This window comes from Azospirillum thermophilum, from assembly GCF_003130795.1.
GTDB lineage: Bacteria > Pseudomonadota > Alphaproteobacteria > Azospirillales > Azospirillaceae > Azospirillum > Azospirillum thermophilum.
The window spans coordinates 116452-131849 of the sequence record NZ_CP029353.1; the positions used below are offsets into that span (position 1 = coordinate 116452).

Here is a 15398-nt window from a genome sequence, read left to right on the forward strand (position 1 = left end):
TCCCGTCGCCGACCCGGTGGCGATCCTCGGCTGGTTCGTCCAAAGGTGGCGGGTCGAGGTGACGCTGTCCGAAGTCCGTCGCCACCTCGGGGCGAGACACAGCGGCAATGGTCCGACCTGGCGATCCTGCGCACCACGCCGGCCCTGCTCGGCCTGTTCTCGCTCGTCACGCTGTGGGCGGACCGGCTCGCCGCCGACCGGACGGCGTGCGCTGGTATAGCAAGGCCGAGCCCACCTTCCGTCATACGCTCGCCTTGGTTCGCCGCAAGCAGTGCACCGAACCGACTTTCGCAACGTCAAGGCAGAACCGCGACAACGCCGAAATCCCGAACAGTAAGCGGTGTTCTGGCCCCACCTTCCGGCGGCATCAGGGCGGAGCGAGTCTCCCGGATCGAATGATTGGGAGAACGGTTTGTGTCTACGCTCGACCTTACGCTTGACCCGGAGCCCGTGCGGGTGCGCCGCATGGAGGTGATCACGGGCGATGTGGGCCGCCGGATCTGGTCGCCGGAGGAGAAGGCGCGGATCCTGGCCGAGGCGGCGGTGCCCGGGGCTGTGGTCTCCGAAGTGGCCCGGCGTCATGGACTCCGGCCCCAGCAGGTGTTCGGTTGGCGCCGGGAAGCCCGCGCCGCCGGCCGCTTCCAGGAGGAGAGCATAGTGTTCGCGCCGGTGGTGCTGGACAGCACGCCGTCCTCCGCCACGCCGATGCCGAAGGAGCCGCCCGTTATTGAGGTGCAGATCGGCGATATGGTGGTGCGCGTGCCCGCCGGCATGGACAGCGCCACCGTCAAGGCGGTGCTGCGCGCCGTGAGGGCGACGCGGTGATTGGCCTCGAGGGCGCGGTGCGGGTGCTGGTCGCCGCCAAGCCGATCGATTTCCGCAAGGGCATGGACGGACTGGCCGCCCTGGTGCAGCAGCAACTGGGAGCCGATCCCTTCAGCGGGGTCGTCTACGTCTTCCGCGCCAAGCGAGCGGACCGGGTGAAACTCTTGCACTGGGACGGCACCGGCCTGGTCCTCATCTCGAAGAAATTGGAAGCCGGCCAGTTCCGCTGGCCGGCGATCCGCGACGGCGTGATCCGCCTGACCCCGGCCCAGCTCTCGGCGCTCGTTGAAGGTTTGGACTGGACCCGGGTGCGCGGTGTGCGGGTGCCCCGGCCGACCACGGCCGGCTGAGCTGCGACACAGCGACTCGGCTACCGCTTTGGGGGCGAAGACTGCGAGTGGCGCCGCTATGCTGGTGGCCGTGACGACCGCGCCCGACCTCCTGCCCAGCGATCCCAACGAGCTGCGCGCCCTGCTGCTGGCCGAACGTGCCCGGCATGCCGCGGAGCTGAGCGCGGCCCGCTCGCGAGCTGAGGAGGAAATCGCCCGGCTGCGCCAGATCATCCGGGAGCTGCAGCGCCATCGCTTCGGCCGCCGGGCCGAGCGTCTTGATCCGGACCAGCTGGCCTTGGCGCTGGAGGACCTGGAGCAGACGCTGGCCGCCAAAGAAGCCGAGCCCGCTGGCTCCGCGGCGAGCAAGCCGGCACCGTCGCCGGCACGGCGCACGGTGAACCGCGGCAACCTGCCGGCCGATCTGCCGCGCGAGGAGATCCTCATCGACGTCGCCGACAAGACCTGCCGGTGCTGTGGCGGCGCGCTGCATCCCATCGGCGAGGATGTCTCACAGCGCCTGGACCTCGTCCCGGCCCGCTTCCGGGTGCTGGTGACCCGCCGGCCCAAGTACGCCTGCCGCCGCTGCGAAGAGGGCGTCGTGCAGGCCGCGGCGCCGGCGCGCATCGTGGACGCCGGCATCCCCACCGAGGCGCTGATCGCCCACGTGCTGGTGTCCAAGTACGCCGATCACCTGCCGCTCTACCGCCAAGCCCAGATCTATGCGCGCCAGGGCGTCGATCTGGACCGTTCCACCCTGGCCGACTGGGTCGGACGGGCGGCTTGGTACCTGCGGCCCCTGCACGAGCGGCTGCTGGCCAACCTGAAAGCCTCGGGCAAGCTGTTCGCCGACGAGACGACGGCGCCGGTGCTCGATCCCGGACGGGGCAGCACCAAGACCAGCCAGCTCTGGGCGTACGCGCGCGATGATCGCCCCTGGGGTGGACCGGAGCCGCCGGCGGTGGCCTACGTCTATGCCCCGGATCGCAAGGCGGAACGCCCGGTGGCGCACCTGCGGGGATTCACCGGCGTGCTCCAGGTTGACGGCTATGCCGGGTATCGCAAGCTGTCCGAGGCCGGGGCTGTGCGCCTCGCGTTCTGCTGGTCGCATGTCCGCAGGGGTTTCTACGATCTCCAGACCGGCGGCTCGGCGCCGATCGCCAGCGAAGCCCTGCTGCGCATCGCCAAGCTGTACGCGGTGGAGGCGGAGATCCGCGGCCGTGACGCCGAGGCGCGCCGCCGGGAGCGGCAGGCCCGCACGGCGCCGCTGGTTGCCGAGCTGAAGACGTGGCTGGAGAAGCAACTCGCGGCGGTGTCGCGCAAATCGACGCTGGCCGAGGCGATCCGCTACGCACTCAGCCGCTGGGAGGGGCTGACGCTGTTCCTCGACGACGGCCGGGTGGAGATCGATAGCAACAGCGTGGAGCGCTGCATCCGCCCGCTGGCCCTGACGCGCAACTATGCGCAGCCGATGATTATGTGCAGGTCGCCGGCGGAACTGATTGCAGGGTACGCCGGGACCGGAGTCTGCTGCGCATAATCCTCGCGTTCTCCTGGAGGTTCTTCCCTCCCAGGAGATGATCATGGATGACGACGCCGTCCTGCACCCGCAGACGCGAGCCATGTTGACGGCAGCGTACTTGAGCCGTTCATCGCGGACTACCGCACCCACCTGCGCCAAGGGCGCTACGCGCGCAACACCCGACGCGTCTATCTGTGCTGCATCGCGCATTTCGCCCGCTGGCTCGGGGCCGAGCGGATCGAACTGAACGCCATCACCGAAGAAACCGGCGAGCGCTTCGTTGCCGATCACTTGCCGCGGTGCGAATGCCCGCCGCCGGTCCGGCGGACACCCCACGAGATCAAAGCCGCCCTCGCTCATCTGCATCGCATCCTCCAGGCGAGTGGAGCCGTTCCGGCCGGTCATTCCCCGGCCACATTGAGGCCGAGCTTGCAGCGTTCGACCGTTACATGGATGCGCTCTGCGGCCTGGCCGCCAGCACGCGCCGGCAGCGAGTCCAGATCCTCGCCCGTTTCCTGGTATCCCGGTTCGGCTCCGCCCCGGTCGATCTGAAGGCTGTCAGCGTGAGCGACATCCGTCGGTTCGTGTTGGAGAGCGACAAAGCCCGCAGCACCGGGACCGTCAATGTGATCGCGGGGGCGCTGCGCTGCTACCTGCGGTGCCGGACGCTGGCCGGGCAAGAGGTCGGAGCGTTGGCCGCGGCGATTCCCCGTGCCGCGAACTGGCGGCTCGCCGCGCTGCCGGACGTGTTCTCCCAAGCCGAGATCGACCAACTCCTCGCATCCTGCGGCAACGGCGTCCCATCGGGCAAGCGCGCCTATGCCATGCTCCGTTGCCTGATCGACCTCGGGCTACGGAGCAGCGAAGTCGCCCGACTTCGCCTCGACGATATCGACTGGCAGGCGGGGACGCTGCGGGTGGCCAAGGGCAAGTCCCGCCGGGCCGACGTTCTCCCACTGCCGCCGGCGACCGGCCATGCCATCGCCGACTACCTGCAGGCCGAACGGCCGCAGACGACCAACCGGGCCGTGTTCGTGCGCCACGTCGCCCCGTTCGACGAACCGATCAAGGCGAACGCCGTGCGCAACGCCGTCATCGCGGCCTACCGCCGATGCGGCTGGACAGCATCGCGCACCCATGTCCTTCGCCACAGCATGGCGAGCCGGCTCCTGCATCGGGGAACGCCGCTCAAGGAAATTGCCGACCTCCTGCGGCACCGAAGCCTCGACACGGTGGCGATCTACGCCAAGGTGGACTTGGTGCGGTTGGCCGCGGTGGCCCTGCCCTGGCCGGGGAGGGCACCATGACCGCGTCCATGCAGTCCCTGGTCCAGGAATATTTGGATGAGCGTCGGCGCCTTGGATACGCGCTCTCCGTGCCCGGAACGCAGTTGATGGCGTTCGCCCGGTTCGCCGACCGGTCCGGCCATCGCGGCCCCTTGACCGCCGACCTCGTTCTTGCCTGGGCGCGGGGCGAGGCGACGCGCGCCACCCCGATCACCTGGGCCAGACGCCTGGAGATCGTCCGGCCATTCGCTCAGCATCGAGCCCGGATCGAACCCGGCACGGAGGTGCCGGATGCCGATGTCTTCGGCCGCGGGCACCGCAGGCTTGCCCCGCATATCTACACCGACGCGGAGATCGTGGACCTGCTGGCCGCAGCCCGCCGTCTGCCCCCGGAAGGAATGCTGCGGCCGACCACCTACGAAACCCTCTTCGGACTGATCGCCGCCACGGGGCTGCGGCTGTCCGAGGCGCTGCACCTGTGCTGTTCCGACCTGGACCTCGGCCAAGGCCACCTGACGGTACGTCGGACCAAGTTCTGCAAGTCCCGGCTGGTGCCCCTGCACCCGTCCACCATGGACGCCCTGACCCAATACCTGGCGGTGCGGCAACGCCACGTCCCGCCGGTTCCGGAAGCTCCCTTGTTCGTGTCGCTGTCCGGCAACGGCTTGCCCACAAGTACGGTTCACCACGTCTTCATGCGCATCCGTGCCGACCTGGGGTGGATCGCACGGGGTGGTCACCCCGTACCGCGCATCCACGATCTCCGGCACACCTTCATCTGCCGCCGGGTGATGCTGTGGCACGAGCACGGGACGGACATCGACAACGCCATGCTGGCGCTTTCGACGTACGTTGGGCACGTCAAGGTGTCCGACACCTACTGGTATCTCAGCGGGGTTCCGGAGCTGATGGGCATCGCCGGGCAGCGCTTCGAGCGGTTCGCCTCGCCACCCGGGGGGGCCCACCATGGCTGAGTCCGCACCGGCCCCGTCATTCGCGACGCTTCTCCAGCGCTTCTTCACCGAGCATCTCGTGCATCACCGCGCCGTCAGCCCGCGAACGGTGGCTGCTTACCGTGACACGTTCCGATTGCTGCTTCGGTTCGCCGAGACGCGGCTCGGCAAGACCCGACGGCGATCACCCTGGCCGAACTCAACGACACGCTGATCCTGGCCTTCCTAGACGACCTGGAGGAAAATCGCGGCAACGGATCGCGCAGCCGCAACGCCCGCTTGGCCGCCATCCGAAGCTTCCTCAAGTACGCTGCCCACCATGACCTGTCCGCCCTGGCGGTCATCGAGCGGGTCCTGGCGGTGCCCATGAAACGCTTCGACCGCCCGATGCTCGGCTTCCTGTCCCGCGACGAGATGCAGGCCATCCTGGCCGCTCCCGACACGCGAAGCTGGGTCGGCCAGCGGGACCAGGTTCTGTTCACCGTGCTCTACAACACCGGAGCGCGGGTGTCGGAGGTGCTGGCCGTGCGCGTCGGGGACGTTGTGCTGGACGGCTCGCTTTGCGTTCACTTTCACCAGGGCAAGGGGCGCAAGCGGCGCACGGTTCCCTTGTGGCGATCGACCGCCACCCTGGTCCGCACCTGGACAGGCCGGCTGGGCGCCGTGGCGGCGAGCGCACCGCTGTTCCCGAACCGGGGCGGGACCGCGATGACCCGCTCGAACGTGACCCAACGCCTTGCGACGTACGTCGGAGCGGCGGGCAAGACCATGCCGTCGTTGCTGGACCAAGCCCGCTCGATCACGCCGCACACGATCCGCCACACCACCGCCATGCACCTGTTGCAGTCCGGAATCGACATCACCGTGATCGCGCTGTGGCTGGGCCATGAAAGCCCGGCGACCACGCACATGTACATTGAGGCCGACCTGTCGATGAAGGAGCGCGCCCTCGACCGACTGCAATCGCCGAACACCGACGGGCCGAGGTATCGGCCGCCCGACCAGCTGATGCAGTTTCTCCAGAACCTCTGATTATGCGCAGTCCGGCAGACTGAGAAATGCTGGCGGAGGCGGAAAACTCCGCAGTGCCGCCAGCGACCTGCGCATAATCATCGGCTGCGCATAGTTACGGTTATGCAAATGTATCCATAAGCGTAAGAATGCACTGTTCGCCGGCAGTGACGGCGGCGGCGAGCACTGGGCGACGATCGCCTCGCTGGTGGAAACCTGCAAGCTCAACGGCGTCGATCCGCAGGCGTGGTTCGCCGACGTGCTGACCAAGCTCGCCGGCGGCCACCCGATCACCAAGCTCGATGAACTCCTGCCCTGGGGCCATGCCCGGCAGGAACCCGCCGTGGCCTGAGAACACCGCTTACCCCGAACAAGCTCTTGGATCGGCTCATTCACGTCGCCGGCCGAACGCCCTAAACGTGCAAAGACCAGATAAGGTGCAACGGCACAGACCAGCATGTCGCCTAGGGTCCGGACTCATAACCAGTATGCGACGGTTGCCACGATGTGGACGGCGGCCATGAAGTTGGTGGCGGACCGGTCGTAACGGGTGGCGATGCGCCGGAAATCCTTGAGGCGTCCGAACATGCGCTCGATGACGTTGCGGTTCCGGTAGAGGTAGGGAGAGAAGCAGTTTTTCCAGCGCTTGTTGGCGCGTGGCGGAATGTTGGGCGCGGCCCCGGCCTCTTCGATCTTCCGGCGAACAGCGGCACTGTCGTAGCCCTTGTCGCCGTGCAGGAGATCGGTGGCGGGCATCCGGTCGAGCAGACGATCGGCGGCGGTGCAGTCGGCAACCTGACCACCGGTCAACAGGAAGGCGAGCGGCCGACCGCGCGGATCGCTCAGGGCGTGGATTTTGGTGGTTCGCCCGCCACGGGACCGGCCGATGGCCTGGGCACGCTCCCCCCTTTGCCGCCGCTTGCCGAACGATGGGCGCGCACCGCCGTGGAGTCGATCATCACCTGGGCCGGTGGGCCACCCGCCGCTGCCAACGCATGGAAGATGTCCTCCCACACGCCCTTGGCCGCCCAGCGGACGAAGCGGTTGTAGAGCGTCTTGCGGGGGCCGTAGACCGGTGGAGCATCCGCCCAGCGCCCGCCCGACTTCAGCACATGGACGATCCCGCTGATCACACGGCGATCATCCACGCGCGGCTTGCCTCGGGTGTCGCGCGGAAGGTGCGGCTCAAGCCGCTCAAACTGCTCCACCGTCAACCAGAACTGACCGTCGCTCATCACAAAGCCCCTTTCCAGGGCGTTGAATCATAACGGTGCCCTGCAGGAAAGGCTCTTTATGGGTCCGGACCCTAAAGCGGTATGGCGTTCGTTTTATCGATCTCATGTAGCCAATCAGCGATTCAATTTGTTCATTCACCTATCAAGCAAGGTAAGCCTATAAGCCTCCAATTGGGGATTAGGGACAAATCCGCCTTATCCCTTGGAGTTTTGTCGCGCTTGGAGTTCAGGCAATGGTCGTGCATGACCAACACATTCTTATCGTTGATGATGAAGCTATGGTGTTGATGAGCTTGGCGGATGTGTTGAGAAGCGCCGGGTACAGAGTCTCCATGGCTCACGACGGCCTTGAGGCTTGGGCTGTTTATCAGAACGAGTCTGTGGACTTGCTTATTACCGATATGCAGATGCCACATATGGGCGGCTACGATCTAATCCAGAGCGTCCGCGCGATCCGTCCTGACCAGCCAGTTATCGCCATGACGGCGTACTGCAACATGCTGCCCAGGGAGGAACCGGGCCGTTTGGCGATCCTCTGGAAGCCTTTCTCGTCCGCCAAGCTTTTTACTTTCGTTGGCAATCTGCTGAACGTCCAAAGTGCGGCCTAGATTTGGCAATGGGGAAGGGCTGTAACCGCACATAGGTCCAGAGGACTGGACTGTTGGCCCAGAAGCGGAACCGCTCCCCACCTCACCAAACCGGGTGGTGACGTAGGCAGGGAGGCATTCTGCGGACGCGCCGCCTGTCTCACGTCCGTAAGCGTCCCCCTTTGGGCTGTAACCTCGGCACTCTGGCCGGGGGTGAAGGCGGTGAGGTGGACATGCGTCCGGCAAACGCATGAGCCGGTGTGGTGCCTCCGGCGCCACCGTCGACAACAGGCACGCCGTGTGCGCGCCGGCCATCGGCCGGCGGTTTCGGGCCGTTGCCCCAGTCAGAGGCAGTCCCTCGCCTGCCGGCGGAGCCAGTCGAGCAGGTCGCGGTCCTCCTGGAAATGCTCGACGAGCCAGCAGCGCAACATCAGCGCCGCGTCGCACAGCGATGGCCCATCGGTCGCCTGCGCCCGCAGGCGCAGGACTCCGGCGAGGAACCGGCGATGATCGGCGAGGTGCTCGCCGGCCCGCGCGTATGCGGTTCTGCGGATCAGCCGCCCTTCGGTGCGGAAATGCAGGGCGGCGCTGTGATGCACGGTGTCGAGGAACGCCCGTTCCAGATCGAGCGAAGCCCGGCCGAGTAGGGCGTGGACGAGGTCGTTGTGAAGGGTGAGGAGCTCCCGGTGCTCGCCGTCCAGTTCGGACACGCCGCATTTATCGTCCATGGACCAGGCAATCGGCTTCCAAACGGCATCCAGAGCCAAGGCGGACGTCACAATTGCAGCGCCGCGTGTTTCAACGCGATCAGTATGGGCAACAATCGACCGGTCCGGCAATTCCGCGAGCGCGTTCCCGGACCGTACATGGCACCAAGCCGCGGTCTGCGCCGTGCACGATGTCCCACAGCTGCCCCGCACAACAAGACAGGGGCGGACCGTCCATCGCTACGCCCCCCACGATGGTTCGCGCAGCGGCGCGTGGCCGGCCAACGGCATCCGCATCCTCGGCCCCTGCGCCGGCATCCGGGTTCGCCAAGGCCATTGACACCACCGGCGCTATGGGCGAATTCGCCGCACCCGTTCCGCAGGGCCGGCCATCGACGGTTCGGCAATGTTTTTTTTAAAATGCTTCCAAATTCACCGCGGCGATGGAAGCGCACACGCACGCGAGCCATGCGTCTCAGCCATCGCCCCACCGGGAAGGCCGACGCACATCCATGTGGAGCATCGTACAAAACCTGCGCATCGCCACAAAGCTCGCCGGCAACGGCATCGCCGTGGTCGTCATGGTGACGGCGATGGCGGCCGGCGGTTACACCGCCTTCGACGCGGTCCGGACCGACACCGGGCTGTCGCAGCGCGCCGCGGGCGTGGCCGTGACCACGCAGGAAATCCAGGCGACGTTCCAGGCGGTGGCCTACGCCAACCTGACCGTGGCAACCGCCGGCAGCGAGGCCGACGTCGCGCGTCCCGCCGAGACGGCCCGGGCGCAGCGCGCGCGCAGCCTCGAGCTGATCGACCGTCTGGTGGAGCTGGCCGCCCGTCCGGAACGGAAGGAGGCGCTGCGCCAAGCGCGCGGCATGCTCGTGCGCTACGGCGAACTGAGCGACCAGGGAACCGCCGTGCGCCTGGCCTACCTCAAGGCCCTGAACCTGGACTACCTCGCCGGAAAGGGAGCGCTTGAGCGAACGCTGGCGGGCCTCGTCGCTGCCACCGATCCGGACAGCCCCGCCGGCGCGGCCGTCCGCACCTACGAACTCGGCGTCACCGGCGTCATCGACGCCTTCACCGCGTTCCTGATGGCGGGCGCCGACGGCGACCTGCAACGCACCGCCAACGCCCGGGCCGCTCTCGAGGCGCCGGCCGGGCAACTGGCGGCCCTGACCGCGACCTACCCGCGGCTTCAGGAGCTGCTGGACGCGCACCGCACGCTGGGCTCGGCCATCGACAGGACGGCCGCCGCCCGGCAGGACAGTGATCGCGTGTGGTTCGGCGAGGCGCGTCCCCTGCGCTTGAAGACTCAGGACCTGCTGGCCGACATCGCCGCCGCAGCGCAGGAGCTGTCCGCCGAACTGGCGGCGCGCACGGTCGCCACCGTCGACACCGCCTGGCGGCAGACGCTCGGCGCGGCCGTCGCCGCCGTCGCTCTCACCATCCTGCTGAACGGGCTCCTCTACCGCCTGATCGCCACGCCGGTCAAGCGTCTCACCGCAACGATGACGGCGCTGGCGCGCGGCGACACCACCGTCGCGGTGCCCGCCGTCGGACGCGGCGACGAGATCGGCGACATGGCGCGGGCGGTTGAGGTGTTCAAACGCAACAGCGTGGAAAACGAACAGCTCCGCAGCGTCCAGGAGCGCGAGCGCGAAGCCGCCGAGCAGGCGCGCCGCCGCGCGCTGGAGACGATGGCCGAGACGGTCGAGCGGGAAACGCGGGCGGCGGTCAACGAGGTCGCGGACCGCACCCGCGACATGAACGACAGCGCCGAAACCATGGCCCGGTCGGCCGCGCAGGTGAGCGCAAACGCCCAGTCGGTCGCCGCCGCCGCCGAGCAGGCGTTGGCGAACGCCCAGACGGTCGCCAGCGCGACCGAACAGCTGACCGCGTCGATCGGGGAGATCAGCGGGCAGGTCGCGCACGCCACCGCGGTCAGCCGGGACGCCGTCGAGCAGGAGCGGCAGACGCAACGCGCCATCCGCACGCTCGGCGACGCGGTGACCCAAATCGGCCAAGCCGCGACGCTGATCAACTCCATCGCCTCGCAGACCAACCTGCTGGCGCTCAACGCCACCATCGAGGCGGCGCGGGCCGGCGAGGCCGGCCGCGGCTTCGCCGTGGTGGCGAACGAGGTGAAGTCCCTGGCCACCCAGACGGCCAAGGCCACCGAGGAGATATCGACCCAGATCGCCCAGGTGCAGGCCGGCACCGCGGCCGCCGTGACCGCCGTGGACGCGATCGGCCGCGCCATCCGCGACTTGGATGGGGTCAGCGGCGGCATCGCCGCCGCCATGGAGGAGCAGGCGGCGGCGACCCGCGAAATCGCCCGCAACATCGCCGAGACCGCCCACGCGGCGCAGGAGGTGTCAACCCGCATCGCCGCCGTGTCGCGCGAGGCCGCGAGCGCGGAGGAACGGGCATCGACTGTGCACGCCGTCACCACGCAGGTGGCGAGCGGCATCGATGAGCTGCGGCGCGTCCTGGTCCGCGTGGTCCGCACCGCCACCGCCGACGTCGACCGAAGACGTGAGCCTCGCTACGCCGTCGATCGCCGCTGCCGTGTCGAAACCGGCGGGCATGCCGAGGAGGTTCTGGTGGAGAACGTCTCCAAGGGCGGCGCCACCGTCGTTGGAGCGCGGCTGCTCGCAACCCAACGCTCCGGCCGCCTCCATCTGTGTGACGGCGTGCCAGCCATTGCGTTTGAGGTGGTCGCCACGAACGGCGAACGCCAGCACCTGCGCTTCCTGGAGGACCAGCGCACCCGCGCCGATGTCGAGCGCTGCATCGCTGGGCTGGTCCGCGGTTTGGCGGGCGCCGGCGCGGCCGCTTAGGCATCGTGGGGCGGCGCGCGAGGGGCGTCCCCAGGGACGGCTTGCTCGACGCCGCTCTCCGCGCTCCGGGGGCAACCGCCTCCGGAGAGCACGCTCCGGCAACCCGGACCGTGCCCCGAACGGCCATGATGCTCATGATCAGAGACGTCTATGGCAAGCGTGCAAGGGCGGCGGCGGACGCGAGGCTACGCGTTCGACGAGTCGCTCGTGTTCGTGCTGCGCGACAAGATCGCCTCGGCCATGGAGTTCTGCCGGAGCCCGCGGTCTTCCGACACAACGCACGCCATGCACTGAACCGATGCCGGCGACCGTTGGCCGGTTTCCGCGGCGACGGTGCCGCCAGGATGGAACGCGAACCGCCGTCCCCGAACGGAGGCTTTCGCGTCGCTGGGGGATGGCCGGGGCCGGATCGGCCGGCACGGCCGGCCGCGTCCCGCGGTTCAGCCTTGCACGGGCACAGGGAAATCCGCGCCGCGGGCCGCCCGCCTCCACGCGGACCCTGACCGTCCTTGGCGCCCTTTTAGGCCGCCGAAGACAGCAGGGGCACCACCGCTCCCTCGAACATCCACCGGTGCGCCTGGGTGTAGGGGACGGAACAGGTCCGGGGAACAACGAAGATGCGGACCTGGTCATCGGCCTTGGCGGCGAGCATGGCGTCGGCGAAGGCACGGGCCCACGCCCAGTCCTGCATGAGGATCGCGCACCGTTCGTGTCCGCAGTCGCGCGCCAGCCGCATGATGTCGGTCACCACGGCGGGGCGGAAGCCGTCGGCATGGAAGGCGCCGATCTCGATGAGGCTGACCCATGGGCGCCCGGTCCGCGACAGCTCGAGGCACAGGGCCTCCACGGACGCCGCAAACTCATCCCGCTCCCGCAGCGCCGGAGCGCCGTCCAGGCGGATGCGCAAACCCCATGGCTCGCGTTCGGCGGTGCATCGGTTCATCCTTGGCTCGACTCCTTCAATCGAACGGCGCCGGGCAACCGCGGTCCGGGCCGGCGGCCCGCACGGCGGCTTGGCTGTGATGGCTCGCGGGCGGCGACCGCAAAGGCCGCAAGGAGGCCCGTCAGGGGATCGGGACCGTCCAGATCGCCTGGGGAGGTGCCGCCGTGCGCAGGCTGGCAGAACATTGCATAACGTTTGGTAAAACCGCCACCCTTGCCGCGACCCAGTGCCGAAAACGAAGCCATCGTGCGGTCGGGCGTCTCCGCCGGGCTGCTGTCGTCCCGCCGCGCGCAACACCGTTGTCGCGCGCGGCGACGGCTCCGGCGGAGGATCCGGTCGGCGCGGCGGCCCAGCCGTCCACAGCCGGCCGTTCCGGCAAGCGGTCAAGCCAGGGTGCTCATCCATGCTGGGCCGGAGGCCGGCACCGGGGTCCCCGCGCCGCCGCAAGGCGCGCCCACCGTGACGCACGGCGGCGGCGAATACGACCACCGGCGGGTGGAACCGGGCGCGGTCATCGGCTATGCCTGTGGCTTCCCTCCGCGGATGCACGGTGTTTCGTCATGAAGGAACCGGACAGGACCCCGCGCGCCTTGACGCGCATGCTTTCCGCCGCCGTGGTCATTCCCCTCCTGCTGGCGGCCGTCCTGGGCTGGCACGGGTACACGCAGGCGCAACGCGAGGCGGCGGCGGCGGCCGACCGCAGCGCGCGCGTCCTGGCCGACCATCTGCGGGCGCTCCTGCAGGTCCACGTCTTCGCCACGTCGCGCACCGCCTCCCGCCTGAGGGACGGCAGCCCGGACCGGCCGGCGACGCCGGACGCGCTGCACGCCATGCTCGTCCGCTTTGCGTCCGAGTCTCCCGAACTGGTGGCGCTGACGGTGATCGACCCGGACGGGCGGCCGGTCGCCAGCAGCGTCGACCGGGTCCAGCCGGATCTCTCCTTCGCCGACCGCGCCTATTTCACGGCGTTGCGCGACGGCGGCCCGCCCACCCTGATCGCCCGGCCGGTGACGGATCGCGTGACCGGCGTGACCATCCTGCCCTTCGCCCGCCGCATCCAGGGCCCCGACGGCGCCTTCGGCGGCGTCGTCCTGTCGGCCCTGCCGGTCGCCCCGCTCGTCGAGTTCTTCCGCACCACCGGGGAGACCGAGGGGCGCTCCGTCACCGTGGCGCGGTCCGACGGCACCGTGCTGCTGCGCGAGCCGGAGACGACCACCGGCGTCGAGGCCATGGACCGCGCCAGCGGGTTCATGCGGACTATCGCCGCAGCACCGCAGGGAGGCACCTACCGCACCGAGTCGGTGCTCGACGGCATCGAGCGGCTGCACGTGGTGCGCCCGGTCGCCGGGCACGACGTGTACGTCAGCGCCGGCATCGAGACCTCGGCCATCCTCCGTGCCTGGGTGCGCGACAGCGGCCCGCTGGTCGGGCTGACGCTGCTGGCCGGGCTGGCGCTGGCCGGGACGGCCGGGGTGGCGCTGCGCCGGGCGCGCGGCGAACTGGCCGCCTATGCGGAGCTGCGCGCCGAGGTGCGGCGCCGCGAGGCGGCGGAGCACGCGCTGCGCCAGTCGCAGAAGCTGGAAGCGGTCGGGCAGCTGACCGGCGGCATCGCGCACGACTTCAACAACCACCTCCAGGTCATCGGCGCCAACCTGCAGCTGCTGCGCGGCCGGGCGCTGGACGGCGACGCGCTGTCGCTGGTCGGCAACGCGCTGGCCGGCGTGGACCGCGCGGCGACGCTGGCCTCGCGCCTGCTCGCCTTCGCGCGGCGCCAGCCGCTCAGCCCGACGGTCGTCAACCTGGGCCGCGTCGTGCAGAGCATGACCGACCTGCTGCGCCGCACGCTGGGCGAATCCATCGAGATCGAGACCATCATCGCCGGCGGCCTGTGGAACACCAGCGTCGACGTGAGCCAGCTGGAGAACGCCATCCTGAACCTGGCGGTCAACGCGCGCGACGCCATGCGGGGCCGCGGCAAGCTGACCATCGAGGCCGGCAACGCCGAGCTGGACGAGGCCTACGCCGCCCGCCACGCCGAGGTGACGGCCGGCCAGTACGTGCTGGTCGCCGTCAGCGACACCGGCGCGGGCATGCCGCCCGAGGTGCTGGAGCGGGTGTTCGAGCCGTTCTTCACCACCAAGCCGGCGGGCAAGGGGACCGGCCTGGGGCTCAGCATGATCCACGGCTTCGTCAAGCAGTCGGGCGGGCACGTGAAGGTCTACAGCGAGGTCGGGCAGGGCACCACGGTCAAGATCTACCTGCCTCGCGTGAAGGCGGCGGAGCAGGAAGTGCAGGGCCGGGGCATCGAGGTGCGCGGCGGCACCGAGCGGGTGCTGGTGGTGGAGGACAACCCCGACGTGCGCGCCGCCGCCGTGGCGCTGGTGCGCTCGCTGGGCTACCGCACGATCGAGGCGGTGAACGCGGAGGCCGCGCTGAACCTGTTGGACAGCGGCGCCAGGGCGGACCTGCTGTTCACCGACGTGGTCATGCCCGGAACGATCAACACGCGCGACTTCGCGCGCCGCGCGCAGGAGATCTGCCCGGACCTGAAGGTGCTGTTCACGTCGGGCTACACCGCCAACGCCATCGTTCATCACGGCCGCCTGGACGAGGGCGTGTCGCTGCTGAGCAAGCCCTACAGCCGTGAGGCGCTGGCGGCCAAGCTGCGCCAGGTGCTGGACGCGCCAGCCCCGATGGGGCCTGGCGCCGCAGTCCCCGCCGCGCCGGGGCGGCGAACGGTCCTGGTGGTGGAGGACGACGCGCTGGTCCGTCTGACCACGGTGGAGATGCTGGGCGACCTCGGCCACGACGCGCTGGAGGCGGCCGACGCAGCCGAGGCGCTGGAGGCGCTGGGCCGGACGGCGATCGACGTGCTGCTGACCGACGTGGGCCTGCCCGGCATGTCGGGCAGCGATCTGGCCGACGAGGCGCGGCGGCGCAAGCCCGGCATCGCGGTGGTGATGGCCACCGGGTACGGCGGCTTCACCCACCCCGGCGCTGCCACTCTGCCCAAGCCGTACAGCCGTGAAGGCCTCCAGCGCGCCCTGGCGGAGGCCGTCCGATTGATCCGTTGGACAGCCTAGAGGCCGGTGGGCGCCATTCGGCAACACGGGAGCCCGGCCCGCCCGTGTCCGCGCCGTAAGGTCGTCGCCTGCGG

At 69.4% G+C, this 15398-nt stretch carries 11 protein-coding genes and 2 pseudogenes; 10 read left to right on the forward strand and 3 right to left on the reverse strand.

Going from position 1 to position 15398, the window contains the following annotated elements; translation table 11 throughout:
- Positions 1 to 465: 465 nt before the first annotated feature.
- The 7 genes and pseudogenes from tnpA to DEW08_RS06635 all read left to right on the forward strand — a co-directional run.
- Positions 466 to 825, forward strand: coding sequence for an IS66-like element accessory protein TnpA (gene tnpA / locus DEW08_RS06605; protein ID WP_146214651.1), 360 nt, complete (start codon positions 466 to 468; stop codon positions 823 to 825).
- Positions 822 to 1175 (forward strand): IS66 family insertion sequence element accessory protein TnpB, encoded by a 354-nt coding sequence (tnpB, locus tag DEW08_RS06610; RefSeq protein WP_109325547.1) that lies wholly within the window; start codon positions 822 to 824, stop codon positions 1173 to 1175. Before tnpA ends, tnpB begins: the two co-directional genes overlap by 4 nt.
- Before the next feature lie 58 nt (positions 1176 to 1233).
- A pseudogene (tnpC, locus tag DEW08_RS06615) lies at positions 1234 to 2619 on the forward strand (IS66 family transposase); the annotation flags it as partial.
- Positions 2620 to 3125: 506 nt separating this feature from the next.
- Complete coding sequence (locus DEW08_RS06620) at positions 3126 to 3983, forward strand: site-specific integrase (protein WP_168220306.1); 858 nt, start codon at positions 3126 to 3128, stop codon at positions 3981 to 3983.
- Positions 3980 to 4936 carry a tyrosine-type recombinase/integrase gene (locus tag DEW08_RS06625; protein ID WP_109325550.1) on the forward strand — a complete coding sequence of 319 codons (957 nt, stop codon included), beginning with the start codon at positions 3980 to 3982 and terminating at the stop codon, positions 4934 to 4936. Before DEW08_RS06620 ends, DEW08_RS06625 begins: the two co-directional genes overlap by 4 nt.
- Before the next feature lie 258 nt (positions 4937 to 5194).
- Positions 5195 to 5947, forward strand: coding sequence for a tyrosine-type recombinase/integrase (locus DEW08_RS06630; RefSeq protein WP_211107168.1), 753 nt, complete (start codon positions 5195 to 5197; stop codon positions 5945 to 5947).
- A gap of 121 nt (positions 5948 to 6068) precedes the next feature.
- A pseudogene (locus DEW08_RS06635) lies at positions 6069 to 6278 on the forward strand (transposase domain-containing protein); the annotation flags it as partial.
- A gap of 125 nt (positions 6279 to 6403) precedes the next feature.
- Here DEW08_RS06635 and DEW08_RS06640 read toward each other — a convergent pair.
- Positions 6404 to 7161, reverse strand: a protein-coding gene (locus DEW08_RS06640; protein WP_109325560.1) for an IS5-like element ISAzba5 family transposase whose coding sequence is annotated in 2 segments (ribosomal slippage) — positions 6404 to 6828 and positions 6828 to 7161 — 759 coding nt in all. Because the reading frame shifts where the segments join, the coding sequence is not laid out codon by codon here.
- 233 nt (positions 7162 to 7394) lie between these two features.
- On the opposite strand from DEW08_RS06640, the gene DEW08_RS06645 reads away from it, so the two are divergent.
- Positions 7395 to 7769: a response regulator gene (locus DEW08_RS06645; RefSeq protein ID WP_109325561.1), complete on the forward strand. Its 375-nt coding sequence runs from the start codon at positions 7395 to 7397 to the stop codon at positions 7767 to 7769.
- 323 nt (positions 7770 to 8092) lie between these two features.
- Here DEW08_RS06645 and DEW08_RS06650 read toward each other — a convergent pair whose 3' ends face one another.
- On the reverse strand, positions 8093 to 8458 hold the full coding sequence (locus DEW08_RS06650) for a bacteriohemerythrin (protein ID WP_168220307.1): 366 nt from the start codon (positions 8456 to 8458) through the stop codon (positions 8093 to 8095).
- Positions 8459 to 8967: 509 nt separating this feature from the next.
- Between DEW08_RS06650 and DEW08_RS32120 the strand changes: the two genes are divergently transcribed.
- A complete protein-coding gene (locus DEW08_RS32120) occupies positions 8968 to 11298 on the forward strand; it encodes a methyl-accepting chemotaxis protein (RefSeq protein WP_109325565.1) in 2331 nt (776 codons plus the stop codon).
- Positions 11299 to 11818: 520 nt separating this feature from the next.
- Here the strand turns inward: DEW08_RS32120 and DEW08_RS06660 are convergent.
- Complete coding sequence (locus DEW08_RS06660; RefSeq protein ID WP_146214653.1) at positions 11819 to 12241, reverse strand: hypothetical protein; 423 nt, start codon at positions 12239 to 12241, stop codon at positions 11819 to 11821.
- Between the two features lie 599 nt (positions 12242 to 12840).
- On the opposite strand from DEW08_RS06660, the gene DEW08_RS06665 reads away from it, so the two are divergent.
- Positions 12841 to 15324, forward strand: coding sequence for a response regulator (locus DEW08_RS06665; protein WP_245986605.1), 2484 nt, complete (start codon positions 12841 to 12843; stop codon positions 15322 to 15324).
- Positions 15325 to 15398 lie beyond the last annotated feature (74 nt).

What these genes read in the sequence shown, in the direction of transcription:
- DEW08_RS32120 (WP_109325565.1), top strand. Translation starts at nt 8,968, where the DNA reads ATGTGGAGCATCGTACAAAACCTGCGCATCGCCACAAAGCTCGCCGGC.
- DEW08_RS06660 (WP_146214653.1), bottom strand. Translation starts at nt 12,241, where the DNA reads ATGAACCGATGCACCGCCGAACGCGAGCCATGGGGTTTGCGCATCCGC.
- DEW08_RS06645 (WP_109325561.1), top strand. Translation starts at nt 7,395, where the DNA reads ATGGTCGTGCATGACCAACACATTCTTATCGTTGATGATGAAGCTATG.
- DEW08_RS06620 (WP_168220306.1), top strand. Translation starts at nt 3,126, where the DNA reads ATGGATGCGCTCTGCGGCCTGGCCGCCAGCACGCGCCGGCAGCGAGTC.
- DEW08_RS06665 (WP_245986605.1), top strand. Translation starts at nt 12,841, where the DNA reads ATGCTTTCCGCCGCCGTGGTCATTCCCCTCCTGCTGGCGGCCGTCCTG.
- DEW08_RS06625 (WP_109325550.1), top strand. Translation starts at nt 3,980, where the DNA reads ATGACCGCGTCCATGCAGTCCCTGGTCCAGGAATATTTGGATGAGCGT.
- tnpA (WP_146214651.1), top strand. Translation starts at nt 466, where the DNA reads ATGGAGGTGATCACGGGCGATGTGGGCCGCCGGATCTGGTCGCCGGAG.